Genomic DNA, 17,117 nt, shown 5'->3' with positions numbered 1-17,117 from the left:
GCTTCGGGGCGGGTTAGATACTGCCCTTCTGTTTCTGGATCATCATGTAGGTGTCGTAGGTGTAGTCCGAGATCTGCTGATACTGGAATGACTTGCCCCGGAACGCCGCAATCGAGTCGTAGATCTTCTTGAAGGTCGGGTTTTCGGCGCTGATCTCGGCATAGACCTGCTGGCTGGCGGCGAAACCGGCATCCATGATCGCCTCGGACATCGGGCGCAGCTGCGCGCCCGCGCCGACCAGACGCAGCAGGGCGTCGGGGTTCTTCCAGTCGTAATTCGCCATCATGTCGCAGGTCACGGCCTGAGACGCGACCTTCAGCGCGGTGCGGTAGGATTCCGGCAGGTCGTTCCATGCCTTCAGGTTGAACATCGCGTGCAGCGTCGCGCCGCCTTCCCACCAGCCGGGATAGTAGTAATAGGGTGCGACCTTGACGAAGCCCAGCTTGTCGTCGTCATAGGGGCCGACCCATTCCACCGCGTCGATCGTGCCCTTTTCCAGCGCCGCATAGATGTCGCCGCCGGGAATGTTCTGCGGCACGACGCCCAGACGCTCCATGATCTTGCCCGCGAAACCGCCGATCCGCATTTTCAGGCCCTTGAGGTCCTCGGCGGTGTTGATTTCCTTGCGATACCAGCCGCCCATCTGCGCGCCGGTATTGCCAAGGGGCAGGCCATACAGGTTCTGGGTGGCATAGAATTCGTTCATCATGTCATTGCCACCGCCGTAATAGAACCATGCGTTCTGCTGGCGGGGGTTCAGACCAAAGGGGATGGCGGTGGGCAGCGCCCAGACCGGGTCCTTGCCCCAATAGTAATAGGACGAGGTATGGGCGGCCTCGACCGTGCCATCGGCCACGGCATCGGCAGCTTGCAGACCGCCCACGATCTCGCCAGGGGCAAAGACCTGAATCTCGAAATTACCATCGGTCATGCCGCGGACATATTCCGCCAGCGTCACCGCGCCTTGGTGGATCGTATCCAGCGATTTCGGATAGCTCGAAGTCATGCGCCACTGAACCTTGGGCGCGGCTTGCGCAATGGCAGGGGCGGCTAGGGTCGTGGCCGCAACCGAACCGACTGCGCCAGTGCGCAGGAACGAACGTCTGTCCATATATTTCCTCCTCCGGAATGGGGGCGAAGATAGCGGCGGGTTCATTCCGGGAAAAGATGTGAAAACGTCGCCGCAGGGTCTGTCCCGCGGCGACGTTTCGTCATTTTTACAGATGCTTACAGCAGGCTGTTGCGCTGCTGGATCATCATGAACGTGTCATAGGTGTATTCGGCGGTCTGGTTGTACAGATACCAGTTCGCGCGCGACTCCTTGAGCGAGTCCCAGATCTTCTTGAAGGCCGGGTTCGAGGCGTCCAACTCGGCATAGACCTCGTTGGCGGCCTTGAAGCAGGCGTCTAGAATTTCCTGGCTGAAGGGACGAAGCTGTGCGCCAGCGGCGACCAGCTCCTTCAGCGCGATCGGGTTCAGGTGGTCGTATTTCTGCAGCATGTTCGCATCGGCGGCCTGCGCGGCAGTGTGCAGAAGCGATTTGTAATGGTCCGGCAGCGACTCGTACTGCGCCTTGTTGAAGAAGAAGTGGACCGTCGGGCCACCTTCCCACCAGCCGGGATAATAGTAGTAGGGTGCGACCTTGTAGAAGCCCAGCTTCTGGTCGTCATAGGGGCCGACCCATTCCGAGGCGTCGATCGTGCCTTTTTCCAGCGCCGGATAGATGTCGCCGCCCGCGATCTGCTGGGGCACGGCGCCCAGACGCTCCATTACCTTGCCGGCAAAGCCGCCGACGCGGATCTTCAGGCCCTTCATGTCGCCGACGGTGTTGATTTCCTTGCGGAACCAGCCGCCCATCTGGGCACCGGTATTGCCGCCCGGAAGGCCGTAGATGTTATAGGTCGCCAGGAATTCGTTATACAGGTCGATCCCGCCGCCATGATATTGCCAGGCGTTATGGGCGCGCGCCGATAGCGCGAAGGGCACAGCCGCGCCAAGCGCGAAGGTCGGGTCCTTGCCCCAGCTGTAATAGCCGACGGTGTGGCAGGCTTCGACGGTGCCATCGGTGACGGCATCCTGCGCCTGCAGACCGGGAACGATCTCGCCCGCGGCAAAGACCTGGATCTGGAACTTGCCGCCGGTCGCTTCCGACAGGTATTTCGACAGCACTTCCGCGCCGCCATAGATCGTGTCCAGCGATTTCGGGAAGGACGAGGCCAGACGCCACCTCACTTCCGGCATTTCCTGCGCGATTGCAGGAGCGGCGAGGGCGGCGCCGGCCGCGGCGGTCGCACCGCCGACAGCGGCACGGGTCATAAAGCTGCGCCGGTCAAATTTGCTGTTTTTATTCATGTTTTCCTCCGCGTTGGTCAACCTCTCCTGGCGGTTGACGCGGGCATGTTGCACGGGCTGACGCGTTGTGTCGAGATGTGCGGATCAGGAAAATGTGTCGCATGCGAAATTCCTGTCTGGCTTATCTTGTGGCCAAATCTGCGGGCTACCCAAGCAGTTTGGCTATGCCTATACTGGCTGAGGTTTGGGCAAATCAGAGGACAAGGGATGCGCTGTCCGTTCTGCGGAAATGTGGACACCCAGGTGAAGGATTCGCGTCCTGCCGAAGACAATGTCGCGATCCGTCGTCGCCGGTTCTGCCCGGCCTGCGGCGGGCGCTTCACCACCTATGAGCGCGTCCAGCTTCGCGATCTGGTGGTCGTGAAGTCAAGCGGGCGGCGCGAGGATTTCGACCGCACCAAGCTGGAGCGCTCGATCCGCATCGCCATGCAGAAGCGCCCCATCGACCCCGAGCGCATCGACCAGATGATCTCGGGCATCGTGCGGCGGCTGGAAAGCATGGGTGATACCGACGTCCCCTCGAAGGTCATCGGTGAGATCGTGATGGAGACTCTGGCCCGGATCGACACCGTTGCCTATGTGCGCTTTGCCAGCGTTTACAAGAACTTCCAGGCGGCGGACGATTTCGACAAGTTCGTCTCGGAACTGCGTCCGGGGCCGAACGACGAGTGATCGACCTGCGTCCCGCCGACCAACGCCACATGGCTCATGCGCTGGCATTGGCCACGCGGGGGCTGGGCAATACCTGGCCCAATCCCGCCGTTGGCTGTGTCATCATCCGCGATGGGCGCGTCCTTGGCCGGGGCTGGACCCAGCCCGGGGGCCGTCCGCATGCCGAGACGATGGCGCTGGCGCAGGCGGGTAATGCCGCACGCGGCGCAACCGCCTATGTCACGCTGGAACCCTGCGCCCATCACGGCAAGACCCCGCCCTGCGCCGAGGCGTTGATCGCGGCCGGTGTGGCCCGCGTCGTCGTGGCCCTGACCGATCCCGACCCCCGCGTGTCCGGGCGCGGCATCGCCATGCTGCAGACGGCAGGGATCGAGGTCACTCAGGGCGTGGCCGAAGCGCGTGCGCGGCAGCAGCAGCGCGGTTTCCTGACTCGCATCACGCAGGGCCGTCCGATGCTGACCCTGAAGCTGGGCAGCAGCTTTGACGGGCGTATTGCCACGGCCTCGGGTGAAAGCCAGTGGATCACCGGCCCCGAGGCGCGACGCCATGTCCACGCCCTGCGCCTGACCCATGACGCGGTCATGGTCGGCGGTGGAACCGCCCGCGCCGACCGGCCTGCGCTGAACGTGCGTGGTATGGGAACGGTCCGGCAACCGGTGCGGATCGTCGTGTCGTCGCAGAAGGTATTGGATATGCCGCCGGATGGGCCGGAGCATGGGCCGCTCTGGCAAGTCTCGGGCGAACCCGCCGAGTTCATGGCCGAGCTTGGCGCGCGTGGGCTGACGCGGGTGTTCTGTGAGGGTGGCGGCGTTCTGGCTGCCGGCCTGATGCGGGCAGGGCTGGTCGACCAACTGATCGGCTACAGCGCCGGGTTGGTTCTGGGTGGCGATGCGCGACCCGGCATTGCCTCGATGGGGCTACAGCATCTGGCCGACGCGCCACGCTTCCGCTTGGTCGAATGCCGGCGGATCGGGCCGGATGTCATGCATCGCTGGCTGCGGGACTAGCGCCGCCAGATCCAAGCATAGCTGCTGAGCACGCCCTGCGCCTTGGCCAACACACGCAGCGCCGGGCTGCCGCGCAGCTTCAGCGATGGGTCGGACAGGCGCGCCAGCGCGATCTCGGGCGGGCAGGGCAGGTTGCTGACCGGATCGTGGTAACGCGGATAGGCGATCAGCGCGGCATGGATCAGGCGGTGCAGATCGGCGCGAGTCTGGCGGCGCTGTGGTATCTGCCCCAAATCGCGGGTCAGGCCCCAGCCCGCGTAGAAGGGCGCGCCCAGCGTCGTCACCTTCAGGCCGCGCTGCAAAGCCTCGAACCCCAGGGTCGAGGTGATGGTCCAGACCTCATCCACCGCGGCCATCAGCACGGCCGCGCTGCTGTTGCGGGCGATAACATCCGCCAGCCGCGCCATATCGGCATCGGGGATCAGACCGGGACGCAAGCCGGCCTCGACATCGGGATGTGGTTTGTAGATCACCACGGCTTCGGGGTTCTCGGCCCGGACCCGCTCCAGCAAGGCAAGGTTCGTCCGCTCAAGTCCCGCACCCAACCGGATCGAGGCGTCATCCTCGACCTGTCCGGGCACAAGGATGCGATTGCCGGGCGGCAGGGGCGGAAGCGCGCCGCCAAGGTTGTATTTCGTAACGCCTGCCGCGATCAGCGCCTGACCAAGCGCCGCAGCACGTTCCGCACCACCGGGCGACAGCGGTTCGGCCATGATCCGTTCGAACCGGCTTTCGCGGGTGGGATCGTAATAGATCCCCAGATCATCGGCGACCAGCGATAGCGGTGGCACCAATTCGGCCCCCAAACCGCGAGAGCGCAGGAAGCCGTCCTCGACCCGGATTGCCTGTGGCAATCCCTCGGCCTTGCCTGCCCATGCCAGCGTCACCTTGGGTAAGGGGTGGTTCGTATAGCGCACACCTTTGCCGCCCCCGAACACCTGCGACAGGAACGGGCGCTTCCACAGCCGCATGCCATAGGCCAGATGCCCGGCATGGTCCTGCCGCCACGCCCTTGCCTCGGCCTCGATCTGGCGCAGCGCCCCTTCGAAATCGGTCAGGCGGTCGGCGCAGGGATCATACCATGTCGGCGCAAGCAGGTGGCTGGCCGCGAAAAGCTGGGTGATTTCGGCGGGCATGCGGCGGGGAAAGCGGTGCTGATCCCGCGACAGGCCCCAGCCTGCGTAGAATGGTTGGCCAAAGACGCGGGGGACGTGGCCCGCCAGCATCGCCTCATACCCCAGTTGCGATGACATGACATAGACCGCCTCGGCCCTGCGCAGCAGTGCCCATGGCGAAACCGGTCCGTCGCAGAGGCTTTCGCCCGCATGCAGATCGTCCGAGGTGAAATGTCCGGGTCTCAGCCCCGCCGCGGTTTCGGGATGGCTGCGAATGACCAGCGGTCTGCCGGGATTTTCGTCCCGCGCCGCATTGAGCATCGCCAGAAACTCGGCGCGCCCGGCCCCCAGCAACGAGGCGTCCCCGCGGGTCTGGTCGATCACCAGAACATAGCCCGGCGGCGGTAGGGCGGCATCCGGCAGATGCGCGTTGTATTTCGACAGATCCGCCGCAATCAGGCGTTCGATCGCCTGCGCGGCCTCAGTCTTGCAGGCCTGCGCCTTGGGCGAGGGGATCAGCGTTTCGATCAGCGACGGCTGGTCGGGTCGAAAATGCAGGCCCAGCGGGTCCATGATCAGCCCGACCGGCCCGCGCCCGGCCACCGGACCACGGGCGCGTCCGGGCAGGATTGAGCGCAAAAAGGCATCCTCGACCCGCAGCAACCCCGCACCGCTGCGCCGTGCCATCGCCTCGCCGCGCCATGCGGTGGGGCTGGCACCCCAAAGCCCGATCACGTCTTCGGGTCCGGGCAGGCCCAGCACCGGTTTCCATCCCGACAGGGTCAGGATGCGGTGCAGCCGTGGTTGCCTAAAGAATCCGCCGTTGAAAACAAAAAGCCGCCGGAGATCTCCGGCGGCCTTGAACGTTTCGGGCATGAACTCAGAACCCGCTTTCGGTCGTGCGGATCTGGTTGACCGGGGCAAGGATCACGTTGAGCGTCTTGGTCCACTGAACCATCGGCGCTTCGGTGACATAGACGGTGTCGCCATCGCGGATCAGGAAGTCGCGGGCCATGAACATGCCGTCGGGCTTGGTCAGGTCCAGCACATAGGCGATGCGCTGCGATCCATAGACATCCGAGCGGCCCAGCACCGCGCGGGCAACCGATTGCGGCTCTTCGCGCAGGATGAAGACGCCCTTGGGATCGGCCAGCGAGGTCGAAAGCCCGCCGACCATGGCCACGGCCTCGATCGCGTTGATTTCTTCATTGCCCAGCGGAACCTTGGTCTGGCCGCCAAGCGCGCCTAGCGCGGTGAAGCTGCGCTGGTCTTCCTCGACCAGAATGATGTCGCCGGGGCGCAGGGCAATGTCATTGCGCGAGCTGGAATACAGGTCACGTAGCCAGACCTTGCCGGTGGCGCCGCCGCGCTTGACGGTGACAACCGCCACTTCCGGCTCGATCGAGACGCCGCCCGCCTTGGACAGCATTGCCGACAGGGTGCGGGTCGGGCGCTCGATCGGGAAGACGCCCTGACCGTTGACCTTGCCCATGACCGAAACGGTCGCGCCATCGCCGGCGACGCGGGTCACCATGACCTGCGGATCGGGGGTCTGGGTTTCCAGCTTCTGGGTGATGATGCGGCGCAGCTCATCGGGGCTGTTGCCTGCCGCGCGGATGCGACCGGCATAGGGCACGAAGATATAGCCGTTGCTGTCGACCTGCAGTTGCTGCAGCTGGGTCGAGCTGGAGCCCATCGAGGCCAGCAGCCCGTCATCGACGTTTTCCCAGATCGACAGACCCAGCACGTCGCCGGGGCGCACCTCATCCGCACCGACCTGTCCGGCGCGCTGGAAATCCGCGCCGAAACCATAGGCGGGCGTAAAGTTCGCTGCCCGCGTCACCCGGTCGTCGACATTGACGATGTTGGTCGAGCCACCCTTGGCGACATCGCCGCTATAAATCTGGCCACGGGTCGGGCCCGAGCGCGGCAGGCCGCAGGCAGAAACGAAAACAACCGCTCCGACCAGTGCGAATTGACCCATCCTGACGCCCCAGGAGCGGCGCGTTTGCATGGCTCCGCCGCCGCTGCTGTGCGAAAAATCAAATGTGGTCAAGCTGTTACTCCTGTCTCTCGTCCTTTTTGGGCTTTGCCCAAACATGTTTTGTGGCCAGATTAAATCAGGCTTTTGTGGTTTGCCAACAATTCGCAACCATTCATTGAGCATAATGCTCCATCTGTTGCCGATATTTCCCGCGCCCGGCCAGCAGGGCCTGATAAGGGTCTTCGGCAGCAAGGATCATGTCGACGACAAAGCGCAGGGTATGGGCGCGCGAGCGCTCGGCATAAAATCCGCCCGGCACCTGGCTGCTTTCCAGCAGGAAATCGCGGAAACGCCGATAGGCCCAGGCATTTGGCGGTTCGGGATCGGCGAAAAACTCGGACAGGCTTTGGCGGGAAACCAATCCCGCCTTGTCATAGACCGCGCGGCCCATCGCCTTGACGGGCAGGCCGCGCCACAAGGCTTGCTGGGCCGAGGTCGAATTCACCGTTACCGCCGCCCGCGCCTGATTCATCAGCCGCGCCAGTTTGCCGCCCCGGACATAATGCACGCGGTCGGTGATCCCCAGTTCAGCCGCCTTGCGCGCGACGGCGGCGCGGATGCCGCCACGGCCATCCTCAAGCGGATGGGCCTTGAAGACGATATGGTGGTGGCGCGGCGCCGAGCGGGCAAATTCGGTCAGCGTCTCATCGGTGAAATCGGCCATGCTGCCATAGCGCGAATGGGCGACGAAATTCGAGTCGTGCTCAAGCTGCATGAGAACGAGGACATAGGGAAAGCCGCCGCGCTGGACGCTGGCCGTCTCGCGTCGCTGGGCGATGGTGTCAAAGGGCGTCAGAAGCAGCCGACGCAGGTTCAGCCGGAATTCCCGGAACACGCCGATCTGGCGATGCGTGCGATAGCCCGTGTAGCGGCGGTTCGCGATCAGCACGAAGAAATGGTAAAGCGCGCCGTAATACTTGTGCTGTCGCATATCGCCCCAATGGGCGGGCGGACGGCGAACCTCGCCCAGCTGACCGCGCAGGGCATTGCGCATATCGCTCAGCGGAACGTCCATCAGTGCCGAATGCCCATTCGAGCCGCCGCGTTCATAGGTGATCCAGAAGGGGCGCAGATAGCCTTCCTCGAACACATGCAGGACGATGCCATAACGCTTGCAGACTTCGTGCGCGGCGGCGTGGACGGGACGGACATCGCCGTAAAGCACCAGATCGGTCACGCGCTTGTCGTGAATGATCCGTTCCAGATGCGCGGGCCATTCCTCGGGTGTACCGGTATGGGCGATGAAGCGTTCGGGCACGGTCCAGAAATATTCGTCACCCGCGTTGAAACCGACGCGCCAGACCTTGGACCCGGCCTTGCGCAGCTGCGCCGCAAGCTGATCGAAAAACGGGCCATGCGGCCCCTGAAGCATCAGGAATACGCGCTGATCGGCCGGCCGTGAGGCAAGCGCGGCCGGGGATAACGGCTCGGGCGTTCGGCTAAGCAAGGTCACATCGTCATTCCCACGGTACACTTAAGAATCGCAACAAGACGACCTGTAGTTGTGAAAAATTTAGAAATCGCAAATAACGCGTCGCGCAAAGATCAAGATAGTCCATGCATGACAATTGGGAAACTGTCACGCGCATTTCTCAACCTGGCCGGTAATCGGCGTAGCCTCGCTTGAAGATTGCGCAGCAAAGCTCTAGGTCTCGGCGCAGGATTGCGCATGAGGGAAAGATGTTCACCGGGATCATCACCGATATCGGAACCGTCAGCAACGTCGAGATGCGGGGCGATATGCGCGCCCGGATTTCCTGCCATTACGATATGGTCGGCGTGGATATGGGCGCCTCGATCGCCTGCGACGGTGTTTGCCTGACGGTTGTGGACAAGGGACCCGACTGGTTCGATGTCGATATTTCCGCGGAAACCATCTCCAAGACCAATATCGGTGCGAATGGCTGGGCGGGCGGCAAGCGCCTGAACCTTGAGCGCGCGCTGCGCGTCGGTGACGAACTGGGCGGGCACATCGTTTCGGGCCATGTCGATGGCGTCGCCATCGTCGAGGAGATGCATGATGACGGTGACAGCACCCGCATCACCTTCCGCGCGCCTGATGCACTGGCGAAGTTCATCGCCCCCAAAGGGTCGGTTGCGCTGAACGGCACCTCGCTGACCGTGAACGAGGTCGAAGGCTCGACCTTTGGCATCAACGTCATTCCCCATACCCAGCAGGTCACCACCTGGGGCACGATCAAGACGGGCGATGCGGTCAATCTGGAAATCGACACGCTGGCGCGCTATGTCGCGCGGCTGGCCGAGGCGGGGTGATGGCCGGCATCGGGCATAATGGCGGCCCCGGAATGGGTAGCGGTTTTCGTGCCCATTGCTGGAGCGTCGCGCGCCGCGAGCTTCTGGGCGCCCGGCTTCCGGTCGAGGTCGTGCGCCTGCAGGTGCGCCGCGCGAAATCGCTGGGGCTGGACTACAAGACCTATGCGGGTGTTCGGGCCACAACCGGGCGCGATCTGGTGGCGTTTCTTTATTCCTCGAATGCGCTTGGCGTCTTTCGCCGGGGCGAGGCTGTGCCTGCGCCTGAAGCGGGCCGCATTGCCGCAGTCGCTGCGTCACCCCATCTGGGTTGTGCACCGGGCCTTGCGCCCGATGTGCTGGCGCGTCAGATCGGGGCGGTGTCGGGGCGCGAGTTGGCCGTCTTCGGGGCAAGCTGGTCCGCGATGCGCGACGAAATGAAATCCTGGCTCAAGGCGCAGGGCCTGCCGGGAGATGCCGTTCTGATGATCGGCGAAACTGCGCATGAGCGCGAGATGATGACGGCGGGCGGTCTTGCGGGTTTCGTAAGCGGTCAGGCCTTCTTTGCAGGAGTTGCCGATGCAGTATGACAATCCCGGACCTGTCGAGCGCGACTGGTCGGATGCGATCTCGACCACCGAGGAGATCATCGAGGAGGCCCGCAATGGCCGCATGTTCATCCTGGTCGATCACGAGGACCGCGAGAACGAGGGCGACCTGATCATCCCGGCCCAGATGGCCACCCCCGAGGCGATCAACTTCATGGCCATGCATGGTCGCGGCCTGATCTGTCTGGCCCTGACCGGCGAGCGCATCGACGCGCTTGGCCTGCCGCTGATGAGCCCCAAGAATTCCAGCCGTCATGAGACTGCCTTCACCATGTCGATCGAGGCGCGCGAAGGCGTCACCACCGGCATTTCGGCCCATGACCGCGCCCATACCGTCGCGGTGGCAATCGATCCCAGCAAGGGTGCGGCGGATATCGCCTCTCCGGGCCATGTCTTCCCGCTGCGCGCCCGCGATGGCGGCGTTCTGGTCCGCGCCGGTCATACCGAGGCCGCCGTGGACGTGCCCCGTCTGGCCGGGCTCAGCCCCTCGGGCGTGATCTGCGAGATCATGAACGAGGATGGCAGCATGGCGCGCCTTCCCGATCTGGTCGCCTTTGCACAACGCCACGGCCTGAAGATCGGCACGATCAGCGACCTGATCGCCTATCGCCGCCGCCACGACAACCTGATCGCCGAACGCTCGCAGCGTGCGGTTCATTCGCTGCATGGCGGCGACTGGATGATGCGGCTGTTTGCGGATGAAACCACCGGGGCCGAGCATGTCGTCCTGACCCAGGGCGATCTGACCTCGCCCGAGCCGGTTCTGGTCCGCATGCATGTGCTGGACCCGCTGCATGACGTGCTGGGCATCGGTCGCGTCGATGCGGGCGAGCTTTCCGCCGCCATGCGCGAGATCGGCCGCGAGGGCAGGGGTGTCATCGTCCTGTTCCGCGATCTGGAAAAGAAATTGCCGGTTCAGGGCGAGGTTTCGCCCCATACCCTGCGCCATTACGGGCTGGGGGCGCAGATCCTGTCGTCATTGGGGCTTTCCGAACTGGTTCTTTTGACGAATTCTGCTCCGGTGAAGGTTGTCGGGCTTGACGCCTACGGGCTTTCGATCCATTCCACCCGTCCGATTCCCAAAGAGTAGAACATGGCCGCCAGCATCGAACATTATCAGTTGCCGCTGCCCAGGATCGAGGGCGGCGTCCGGCTGCTGATCGTGGTCGCGCCCTATTACCGCCAGATTGCGGACGAGCTTGTCGCCGGCGCCAAGGCTGTCGCCGCGTCGGTCGGGGCTGCCGTCGATCTGGTCGAGGTCCCCGGCGCACTGGAAATCCCGACTGCAATCGGGCTGGCGGCGTCGCGCGGTCTTTATGACGGATATGTCGCCCTTGGCTGCATCATCCGCGGCGAGACCACGCATTACGACACGGTCTGCAACGACAGCTCTCGCGGGCTGACGTTGCTGGGCCTGCAGGGCACCTGCATCGGCAATGGCATCCTGACGGTCGAGAATTACGACCAGGCTGCCGTCCGCGCCGAGCATCAGGGCCAGAACAAGGGTGGCGGCGCGGCTGCTGCGGCGCTGCACCTGATCGCGCTGAAGCGCGGCTGGGAAGCCCGCCCGGCCGGACAGGCCGCCGATCTGAACCGAGACGTGATCCGCATTGCGGGCGAACTTGAAGGACCACGCGGCGCATGAGCGGGCAAGGTGGAAACCGGCTGAGCCCGGAAGAGAAAGCAGCCCGTCAGGCACGCACCGCGGCCGCCCGGCTTTACGCCGTACAGGCGCTGTTCCAGATGGAAGCTGGCGGCCAATCCGCCGATCGCGTTCTGGCGGAATTCAGCCAATGGCGCATCGGCCGGACGGACGAGGACGCGGACATGGTCTCGGCCGAGGCCGATGAAGACCTTTTCCGCCGTGTCGTCGATGGGGTCGTGAACTGGCAGTCCAAGATCGACCAGATGACCGATCGCGGGTTGGTGGCGAAATGGCCGATCGCCCGCATCGACCCGGTGCTGCGCGCGCTGTTCCGTGCCGCCGGAGCCGAACTGGTTGCGTCGAGCGTGCCGCCCAAGGTCGTCATCACCGAATATGTCCGCATCGCGCAATCCTTCTTCCCCGAAGGCCGCGAGTCGAAATTCGTGAACGCCGTGCTTGACCACATGGCCCGCGAGGCCCGCCCCGAGGCTTTCTGAGCCTCTTGGGAATTTTCCGGAAACCGATTATCCTTCCTGCCTGATCCGGCAGGAGGGATGCCATGCCAAGGCTGATCCGGCTTTACCTTTCCAGCATGATGTTCGGGGCCGTTCTGGGCGTCATCTTCGCTGTCCTGCTGGTGGCCTTTGACATCGCGGGGCTTCGCCATCTGCTGTTTGCAAGTCCGGCGGGCTGGATCGGTTTCTTCATGCTGATCTTCTTTCACGCCGCGCTGTTTGCAGGCGTGCAGTTCGGCATTTCCGTGATGCTGATGGCTGAAGGCGGGAGGAAACCGCCGTCGGGAAGAGTGGTGTTTTCCAACATCTCGCGACCGAAGGTGCTGGTTGAATCAACTGCGGGCAGCAGAGATCGTAAGAAGCTGCTGCCGGATAGCCACGGGCATTAAGCGGCCTTCGATCTTGTCCAGCGTTCTGGACTGTGGCCCTGTTTCCTGCGCGCCTGCTGCTGTAGGCGCAGTCCTTAACCGCACGATATGTGTGTGTTTTTATAAGGGCTTCGAAATTAGATAAATAATTCAACTTATCTATTTGATAGATAATATTAATTGCGTGGGGATCTCACTCCTACAGCGGCGGCAGCGCGGCCTGTGCCTTGCGGGACAGGGCCGTGCGGACCAGACGGTAGCTATGGCGGATGCGGTGGGCCAGTTCGTCGGGGGCGGCGTCAAGCGGCAGGGCGACCCAGCTTGCGTGCATATAGGGGGCACGGTCGGCGACGCCGGTCTCGATCAGGAAAGACGCCATCTCGGCACTTTCGGTCTTGACGGTGACGTGGGTTCCGACTGTTCCGGTCAGGGCAAAGATCTTGCCCGCGACCTTCCAGCAATCATGGCCTCCGCCCCAGGGATCGGACCATTCGGCCCCCGGCTGTGCGGCGCAGATTTCATTGACCAGTTCGCGGCTCATGGCCTTAGTCTTGCAGCCTCTCTTGGCAGAGGCAAGGCGATGGTTTAAGGCAACGGCATGAAGCTGCACGCCGCCACCATCCGTTGCATCATTACCGGCTGAAAATTCAGGCGGGCGTTCCTTCGTGACCAATGACGCCCGCGCCGGGACAGGTTCGGGATGCCCAATTCGAGGGAAGTCATGGTCGAGATCAGACTGACGAATACCAAGAGCCGCGGGAAAGAGATTTTCCGCCCCATCGATCCGGCGCGCGTGGGGCTGTATATCTGCGGACCCACCGTCTATGACCGGGCGCATCTGGGCAATGCCCGGCCTGTGGTCGTCTTTGACGTGCTGGTGCGGCTTTTGCGCCATGTCTATGGCGCGGATCACGTGACCTATGTGCGCAATTTCACCGATGTCGATGACAAAATCAATGCGACCGCACTGGCCCGTCAGCAGGCCGGCGCGCCCGGCACGCTTGAGGACCTGATCCGCGAGCGGACCGAGGAAACCATCGGCTGGTATCACGCCGACATGGACGCGCTGGGTGCGGCACGCCCGGATTTTGAGCCGCGCGCCACCGACTACATCGGCCAGATGATCGAGATGATCGAGGTTCTGATCGTGCGCGGCCATGCCTATGCCGCCGAGGGGCACGTGCTGTTCGACGTGCGCTCCTATCCCGAATATGGGCGGCTGTCGGGGCGTTCGGTCGATGACATGATCGCCGGCGCGCGGGTCGAGGTTGCACCCTTCAAGCGCGATCCGATGGATTTCGTGCTGTGGAAGCCCTCGGATGACGGTCTGCCGGGTTGGGACAGCCCTTGGGGCCGGGGGCGTCCGGGCTGGCATATCGAATGCTCGGCCATGTCCTATGAGCTGCTGGGCGAGAGCTTCGACATTCATGCGGGCGGGATCGATCTGCAATTCCCGCATCATGAGAATGAGATCGCGCAAAGCTGCTGCGCCCATCCGCATGGGCAGTTTGCCAATGTCTGGCTGCATAATGAGATGCTGCAGGTCGAGGGCAAGAAGATGTCCAAGTCCTTGGGCAATTTCTTTACCGTGCGCGACCTGCTGGATCAGGGGATTCCGGGCGAGGTGATCCGATACGTTTTGATGCAGACGCATTATCGTAGTCCGATGGACTGGACGGAGGAAAAAGCCGTCGCGGCGCGGAGTAAGCTCGAAGACTACGTTTGGATGGCCGAAAAATACGCTGATCTTGCCAAGGCAAGGATGATCGGACCTCATGAGGCAGTTGTCGCGGCGCTTGCAGACGATCTCAACACCCATGCTGCACTCATGGCGCTAGATCGGATGGCCAATCAAAGCGACCTCGTGACCGATCTGGTAGCAAACCTCGATTTTCTTGGATTGATCAAACTTGATCAGATGGGAGCCCGTATTGGGGAACTTCGAGAAAAGGTTGCGGGGCTCGCTTCATATGCGGAAAAACTTCAAGCCCTCCGCGATGTCGCAAAGCAGACTAAGGACTTTGCACCAGTCGACAGCTTTAAAGAGATGCTAACCAACGCTGGCGTCGCGGTTCAGATGGGCCGCGAAGGTGTCGAGCTCGCGCCGATGGCCCACTTCGACGCTAACGAACTCAAAGGGCTCTGATGGAACGCCTTTACCTTTACGACACCACGCTGCGTGACGGGCAGCAGACGCAAGGCGTGCAGTTCTCGGCGGCCGAGAAGGTCGAGATTGCGCAGATGCTGGACCTGTTGGGCGTCGATCATATCGAGGGCGGCTGGCCGGGCGCGAATCCGACGGACAGCGACTTCTTTGACGCAGCGCCCAAAACCCGCGCCACCATGACCGCATTCGGCATGACCAAGCGGGCGGGACGCTCGGCTGAGAACGACGATGTGCTGGCGGCGGTGCTGAATGCGGGAACGGCCTCGGTCTGTCTGGTCGGCAAGACCCACCCCTTTCATGTCCGCGAGGCGTTGGGAATCGGTCTGGACGAGAACCTTGAGAACATCCGCGCCTCGGTCGCGCATCTGGTGGCGCAGGGGCGCGAGGCGCTGTTCGACGCCGAGCATTTCTTTGACGGCTACGCTGACGATCCCGATTACGCGCTGGAATGCCTGCACGTGGCGATTGACGCAGGCGCGCGCTGGGTCGTGCTGTGCGACACCAATGGCGGCACGCTGCCGGGTCGCGTGGGCGAAATCACCCGTGCGGTGATCGCGGGCGGCATTCCCGGCGACCGACTGGGCATCCATTGTCATGACGATACCGGCAATGCGGTGGCCTGCACCCTGGCCGCCGTCGACGCAGGCGCGCGCCAGATTCAGGGCACGCTGAACGGCCTGGGTGAGCGTTGCGGTAACGCCAGCCTGACCACGCTGATCCCGACGCTGTTGCTGAAGGAGCCCTATCGCTCGACGCTGCAAACCGGCGTTTCACCCGAGGGACTGGCCGGTCTGACCCGGATCTCGCGCCGGTTGGATGAGATCCTGAACCGCGTGCCGCTGCGCGCTGCGCCCTATGTCGGGGCCTCGGCATTCGCGCATAAGGCGGGGCTGCATGCCAGCGCGATCCTGAAAAATCCCGCAACCTATGAGCATGTTGAACCCGCGATCATCGGCAATGAGCGGATCATCCCGATGTCCAATCAGGCCGGGCAGTCGAACCTGCGCGCACGTCTGGCCGGTGCGGGGATCGAGGTCGGCCGCGACGATCCGGCGCTGGCCCGCATTCTTGATCTGGTAAAGGTGCGCGAGGATCAGGGCTATGCCTATGACGGCGCGCAGGCCAGTTTCGAGCTGCTGGCGCGGGCCGAGCTTGGGACGCTTGAACCCTATTTCTCGGTCGAGCGCTATCGCACCACCGTCGAGCGGCGCAAGAACGCGCTGGGGCAGCGGATCTCGGTGTCTGAAGCCGTGGTCGTGGTCCGCATTGGTGATCAGCGGATGCTGTCGGTCAGCGAAAGCATGGACGAAGAGGGGCAGGATCGCGGCCCTGTCAACGCGCTGTGGCGCGCCTTGGGCAAGGATCTGGGGCCGTACCAAACCCATATCGAGGACATGCATCTGGTCGACTTCCGCGTCCGTATCACCGGCGGCGGCACCGATGCCGTCACCCGGGTCATCATCGACAGCGCCGACGGGCAGGGGCATCGCTGGTCCACCGTCGGCGTCTCGCATAACATCGTCGATGCCAGTTTTGAGGCGCTGGTGGACGCGATCCGCTGGAAGCTGATCCGCGACCGGGTGGCTCCGGCATGAGTCTCGATGACTGCGCGGATGCGCTGCGCGAACATGATCCCGACCGGTTCGGGATCTGCCTGATGGTCCCCTCTGCGGCGCGGCCCCGGCTGCTGACGCTTTATGCGTTGAACCTTGAACTGGCCCGCGCGCCATTGGCCTCGAACGAGCCGCTGATCGCCGAAATGCGCCTGCAATGGTGGATCGAACGGCTCGAGGATATCGGCGAGGGTAAGGCCCAGTCACATGAATTGCTGACGCCGTTGGCCGAAGCCTGGGGCCCGCGTGCGGCAGCCTTGGCTGCGCTGGCCGAAGCTCGCCGTCGCGATTCGGCGCGCGAACCGCATGACGGGCCGGACGCTGTCATGGCTTATGTGCGGGACACGGCGGTGCCGCTGGCCCAATTCGCCGCCGAGGCCCTCGATGGGCCGACGGCGGCGACGCCTGCCATTGCCGCGCAAGCCGAGGGGCTGGGTCTGGTCAACTGGTTGGCCGCCTTGCCCGCGCTTCAGGGATTGGGGCTGGGCCTTTGGGACCCGTCGCCCGAGGCATTGTCGCAGATCGCCACCCATGCGCACCAAAAACTGACCGAGGCGCGGGCACAGCGGCGTCACGTGTCGCGTGCCGTGGCACCGATCCTGTTTCCCGGCGCGGGCGTCAAACCCATCCTTGATGCGGCCCCGAAAGGGATCGAGGTGCTGGCCGTCGTCCAGCCTTCGGAGTTCCGAAAGCGACTGGCGCTTGGCGCCTTCGCGCTGACCCATCGCTGGTGGATATGAAAAGGGCGGCCAATTGGCCGC

At 63.6% G+C, this 17,117-nt stretch carries 17 protein-coding genes; 11 read left to right on the top strand and 6 right to left on the bottom strand.

Annotation, left to right across the window (positions count from 1 at the left end; genetic code table 11):
- Positions 1 to 13: 13 nt before the first annotated feature.
- Both GL300_RS12115 and GL300_RS12110 read right to left on the bottom strand, forming a co-directional pair.
- Complete coding sequence (locus GL300_RS12115) at positions 14 to 1,111, bottom strand: TRAP transporter substrate-binding protein (protein ID WP_155039895.1); 1,098 nt, start codon at positions 1,109 to 1,111, stop codon at positions 14 to 16.
- A 116-nt stretch (positions 1,112 to 1,227) separates the two neighbouring features.
- Positions 1,228 to 2,352, bottom strand: a complete 1,125-nt coding sequence (locus GL300_RS12110; protein WP_155039894.1) for a TRAP transporter substrate-binding protein — start codon at positions 2,350 to 2,352, stop codon at positions 1,228 to 1,230.
- 207 nt (positions 2,353 to 2,559) lie between these two features.
- Between GL300_RS12110 and nrdR the strand changes: the two genes are divergently transcribed.
- Positions 2,560 to 3,024, top strand: a complete 465-nt coding sequence (gene nrdR / locus GL300_RS12105; RefSeq protein ID WP_155039893.1) for a transcriptional regulator NrdR — start codon at positions 2,560 to 2,562, stop codon at positions 3,022 to 3,024.
- A gap of 29 nt (positions 3,025 to 3,053) precedes the next feature.
- Positions 3,054 to 4,031: a bifunctional diaminohydroxyphosphoribosylaminopyrimidine deaminase/5-amino-6-(5-phosphoribosylamino)uracil reductase RibD gene (gene ribD / locus GL300_RS12100; RefSeq protein WP_155040002.1), complete on the top strand. Its 978-nt coding sequence runs from the start codon at positions 3,054 to 3,056 to the stop codon at positions 4,029 to 4,031.
- Here ribD and GL300_RS12095 read toward each other — a convergent pair.
- From GL300_RS12095 to GL300_RS12085, 3 genes are all read right to left on the bottom strand, one after another.
- On the bottom strand, positions 4,028 to 6,022 hold the full coding sequence (locus GL300_RS12095) for a capsular polysaccharide biosynthesis protein (RefSeq protein ID WP_155039892.1): 1,995 nt from the start codon (positions 6,020 to 6,022) through the stop codon (positions 4,028 to 4,030). The two genes, ribD and GL300_RS12095, sit on opposite strands and share 4 nt — an antisense overlap.
- A gap of 4 nt (positions 6,023 to 6,026) precedes the next feature.
- Entirely contained in the window at positions 6,027 to 7,130 is a 1,104-nt protein-coding gene (locus tag GL300_RS12090) for a polysaccharide biosynthesis/export family protein (RefSeq protein WP_155039891.1), read from the bottom strand.
- Positions 7,131 to 7,302: 172 nt separating this feature from the next.
- The gene (locus GL300_RS12085) at positions 7,303 to 8,562 is read right to left on the bottom strand and encodes a capsule biosynthesis protein (RefSeq protein WP_155039890.1); all 1,260 of its coding nucleotides are present in this window, start codon (positions 8,560 to 8,562) and stop codon (positions 7,303 to 7,305) included.
- Between the two features lie 308 nt (positions 8,563 to 8,870).
- On the opposite strand from GL300_RS12085, the gene GL300_RS12080 reads away from it, so the two are divergent.
- From GL300_RS12080 to GL300_RS12055, 6 genes are all read left to right on the top strand, one after another.
- Positions 8,871 to 9,464: a riboflavin synthase gene (locus tag GL300_RS12080; protein WP_155039889.1), complete on the top strand. Its 594-nt coding sequence runs from the start codon at positions 8,871 to 8,873 to the stop codon at positions 9,462 to 9,464.
- The gene (locus GL300_RS12075) at positions 9,464 to 10,030 is read left to right on the top strand and encodes a hypothetical protein (RefSeq protein ID WP_155039888.1); all 567 of its coding nucleotides are present in this window, start codon (positions 9,464 to 9,466) and stop codon (positions 10,028 to 10,030) included. Before GL300_RS12080 ends, GL300_RS12075 begins: the two co-directional genes overlap by 1 nt.
- Entirely contained in the window at positions 10,020 to 11,138 is a 1,119-nt protein-coding gene (gene ribB, locus GL300_RS12070) for a 3,4-dihydroxy-2-butanone-4-phosphate synthase (protein WP_155039887.1), read from the top strand. The genes GL300_RS12075 and ribB overlap by 11 nt, the downstream gene beginning before the upstream one ends.
- A 3-nt stretch (positions 11,139 to 11,141) precedes the next feature.
- Entirely contained in the window at positions 11,142 to 11,693 is a 552-nt protein-coding gene (locus GL300_RS12065) for a 6,7-dimethyl-8-ribityllumazine synthase (protein WP_155039886.1), read from the top strand.
- On the top strand, positions 11,690 to 12,190 hold the full coding sequence (gene nusB, locus GL300_RS12060; protein ID WP_155039885.1) for a transcription antitermination factor NusB: 501 nt from the start codon (positions 11,690 to 11,692) through the stop codon (positions 12,188 to 12,190). The genes GL300_RS12065 and nusB overlap by 4 nt, the downstream gene beginning before the upstream one ends.
- A gap of 62 nt (positions 12,191 to 12,252) precedes the next feature.
- Positions 12,253 to 12,597, top strand: a complete 345-nt coding sequence (locus tag GL300_RS12055; protein ID WP_155039884.1) for a hypothetical protein — start codon at positions 12,253 to 12,255, stop codon at positions 12,595 to 12,597.
- A gap of 178 nt (positions 12,598 to 12,775) precedes the next feature.
- Here the strand turns inward: GL300_RS12055 and GL300_RS12050 are convergent, their stop codons facing one another.
- On the bottom strand, positions 12,776 to 13,117 hold the full coding sequence (locus GL300_RS12050; protein WP_155039883.1) for an MmcQ/YjbR family DNA-binding protein: 342 nt from the start codon (positions 13,115 to 13,117) through the stop codon (positions 12,776 to 12,778).
- 180 nt (positions 13,118 to 13,297) lie between these two features.
- Here GL300_RS12050 and cysS point away from each other — a divergent pair, with 180 nt between their 5' ends.
- The 3 genes from cysS to GL300_RS12035 are packed head-to-tail and all read left to right on the top strand — an operon-like array spanning position 13,298 to position 17,096.
- Complete coding sequence (gene cysS, locus GL300_RS12045) at positions 13,298 to 14,722, top strand: cysteine--tRNA ligase (protein WP_155039882.1); 1,425 nt, start codon at positions 13,298 to 13,300, stop codon at positions 14,720 to 14,722.
- A complete protein-coding gene (cimA, locus tag GL300_RS12040; RefSeq protein WP_155039881.1) occupies positions 14,722 to 16,338 on the top strand; it encodes a citramalate synthase in 1,617 nt (538 codons plus the stop codon). The genes cysS and cimA overlap by 1 nt, the downstream gene beginning before the upstream one ends.
- Positions 16,335 to 17,096, top strand: a complete 762-nt coding sequence (locus tag GL300_RS12035; RefSeq protein ID WP_155039880.1) for a squalene/phytoene synthase family protein — start codon at positions 16,335 to 16,337, stop codon at positions 17,094 to 17,096. The genes cimA and GL300_RS12035 overlap by 4 nt, the downstream gene beginning before the upstream one ends.
- Positions 17,097 to 17,117: the final 21 nt, after the last annotated feature.

It is taken from the genome of Paracoccus litorisediminis, from assembly GCF_009711205.1.
GTDB lineage: Bacteria > Pseudomonadota > Alphaproteobacteria > Rhodobacterales > Rhodobacteraceae > Paracoccus > Paracoccus litorisediminis.
The sequence above is the reverse complement of the archived record's forward strand: the minus strand, read 5'-3'. Positions and strand labels throughout refer to the sequence as shown.

Excerpts from the sequence above, each read along its gene's own strand:
- cysS (WP_155039882.1), top strand. The coding sequence starts at position 13,298 with ATGGTCGAGATCAGACTGACGAATACCAAGAGCCGCGGGAAAGAGATT.
- GL300_RS12085 (WP_155039890.1), bottom strand. The coding sequence starts at position 8,562 with ATGCTTCAGGGGCCGCATGGCCCGTTTTTCGATCAGCTTGCGGCGCAG.
- GL300_RS12095 (WP_155039892.1), bottom strand. The coding sequence starts at position 6,022 with ATGCCCGAAACGTTCAAGGCCGCCGGAGATCTCCGGCGGCTTTTTGTT.
- ribB (WP_155039887.1), top strand. The coding sequence starts at position 10,020 with ATGCAGTATGACAATCCCGGACCTGTCGAGCGCGACTGGTCGGATGCG.
- ribD (WP_155040002.1), top strand. The coding sequence starts at position 3,054 with ATGGCTCATGCGCTGGCATTGGCCACGCGGGGGCTGGGCAATACCTGG.
- GL300_RS12090 (WP_155039891.1), bottom strand. The coding sequence starts at position 7,130 with ATGGGTCAATTCGCACTGGTCGGAGCGGTTGTTTTCGTTTCTGCCTGC.
- cimA (WP_155039881.1), top strand. The coding sequence starts at position 14,722 with ATGGAACGCCTTTACCTTTACGACACCACGCTGCGTGACGGGCAGCAG.
- GL300_RS12110 (WP_155039894.1), bottom strand. The coding sequence starts at position 2,352 with ATGAATAAAAACAGCAAATTTGACCGGCGCAGCTTTATGACCCGTGCC.
- GL300_RS12065 (WP_155039886.1), top strand. The coding sequence starts at position 11,142 with ATGGCCGCCAGCATCGAACATTATCAGTTGCCGCTGCCCAGGATCGAG.
- GL300_RS12080 (WP_155039889.1), top strand. The coding sequence starts at position 8,871 with ATGTTCACCGGGATCATCACCGATATCGGAACCGTCAGCAACGTCGAG.
- GL300_RS12115 (WP_155039895.1), bottom strand. The coding sequence starts at position 1,111 with ATGGACAGACGTTCGTTCCTGCGCACTGGCGCAGTCGGTTCGGTTGCG.
- GL300_RS12035 (WP_155039880.1), top strand. The coding sequence starts at position 16,335 with ATGAGTCTCGATGACTGCGCGGATGCGCTGCGCGAACATGATCCCGAC.
- GL300_RS12050 (WP_155039883.1), bottom strand. The coding sequence starts at position 13,117 with ATGAGCCGCGAACTGGTCAATGAAATCTGCGCCGCACAGCCGGGGGCC.
- GL300_RS12075 (WP_155039888.1), top strand. The coding sequence starts at position 9,464 with ATGGCCGGCATCGGGCATAATGGCGGCCCCGGAATGGGTAGCGGTTTT.
- nusB (WP_155039885.1), top strand. The coding sequence starts at position 11,690 with ATGAGCGGGCAAGGTGGAAACCGGCTGAGCCCGGAAGAGAAAGCAGCC.
- nrdR (WP_155039893.1), top strand. The coding sequence starts at position 2,560 with ATGCGCTGTCCGTTCTGCGGAAATGTGGACACCCAGGTGAAGGATTCG.
- GL300_RS12055 (WP_155039884.1), top strand. The coding sequence starts at position 12,253 with ATGCCAAGGCTGATCCGGCTTTACCTTTCCAGCATGATGTTCGGGGCC.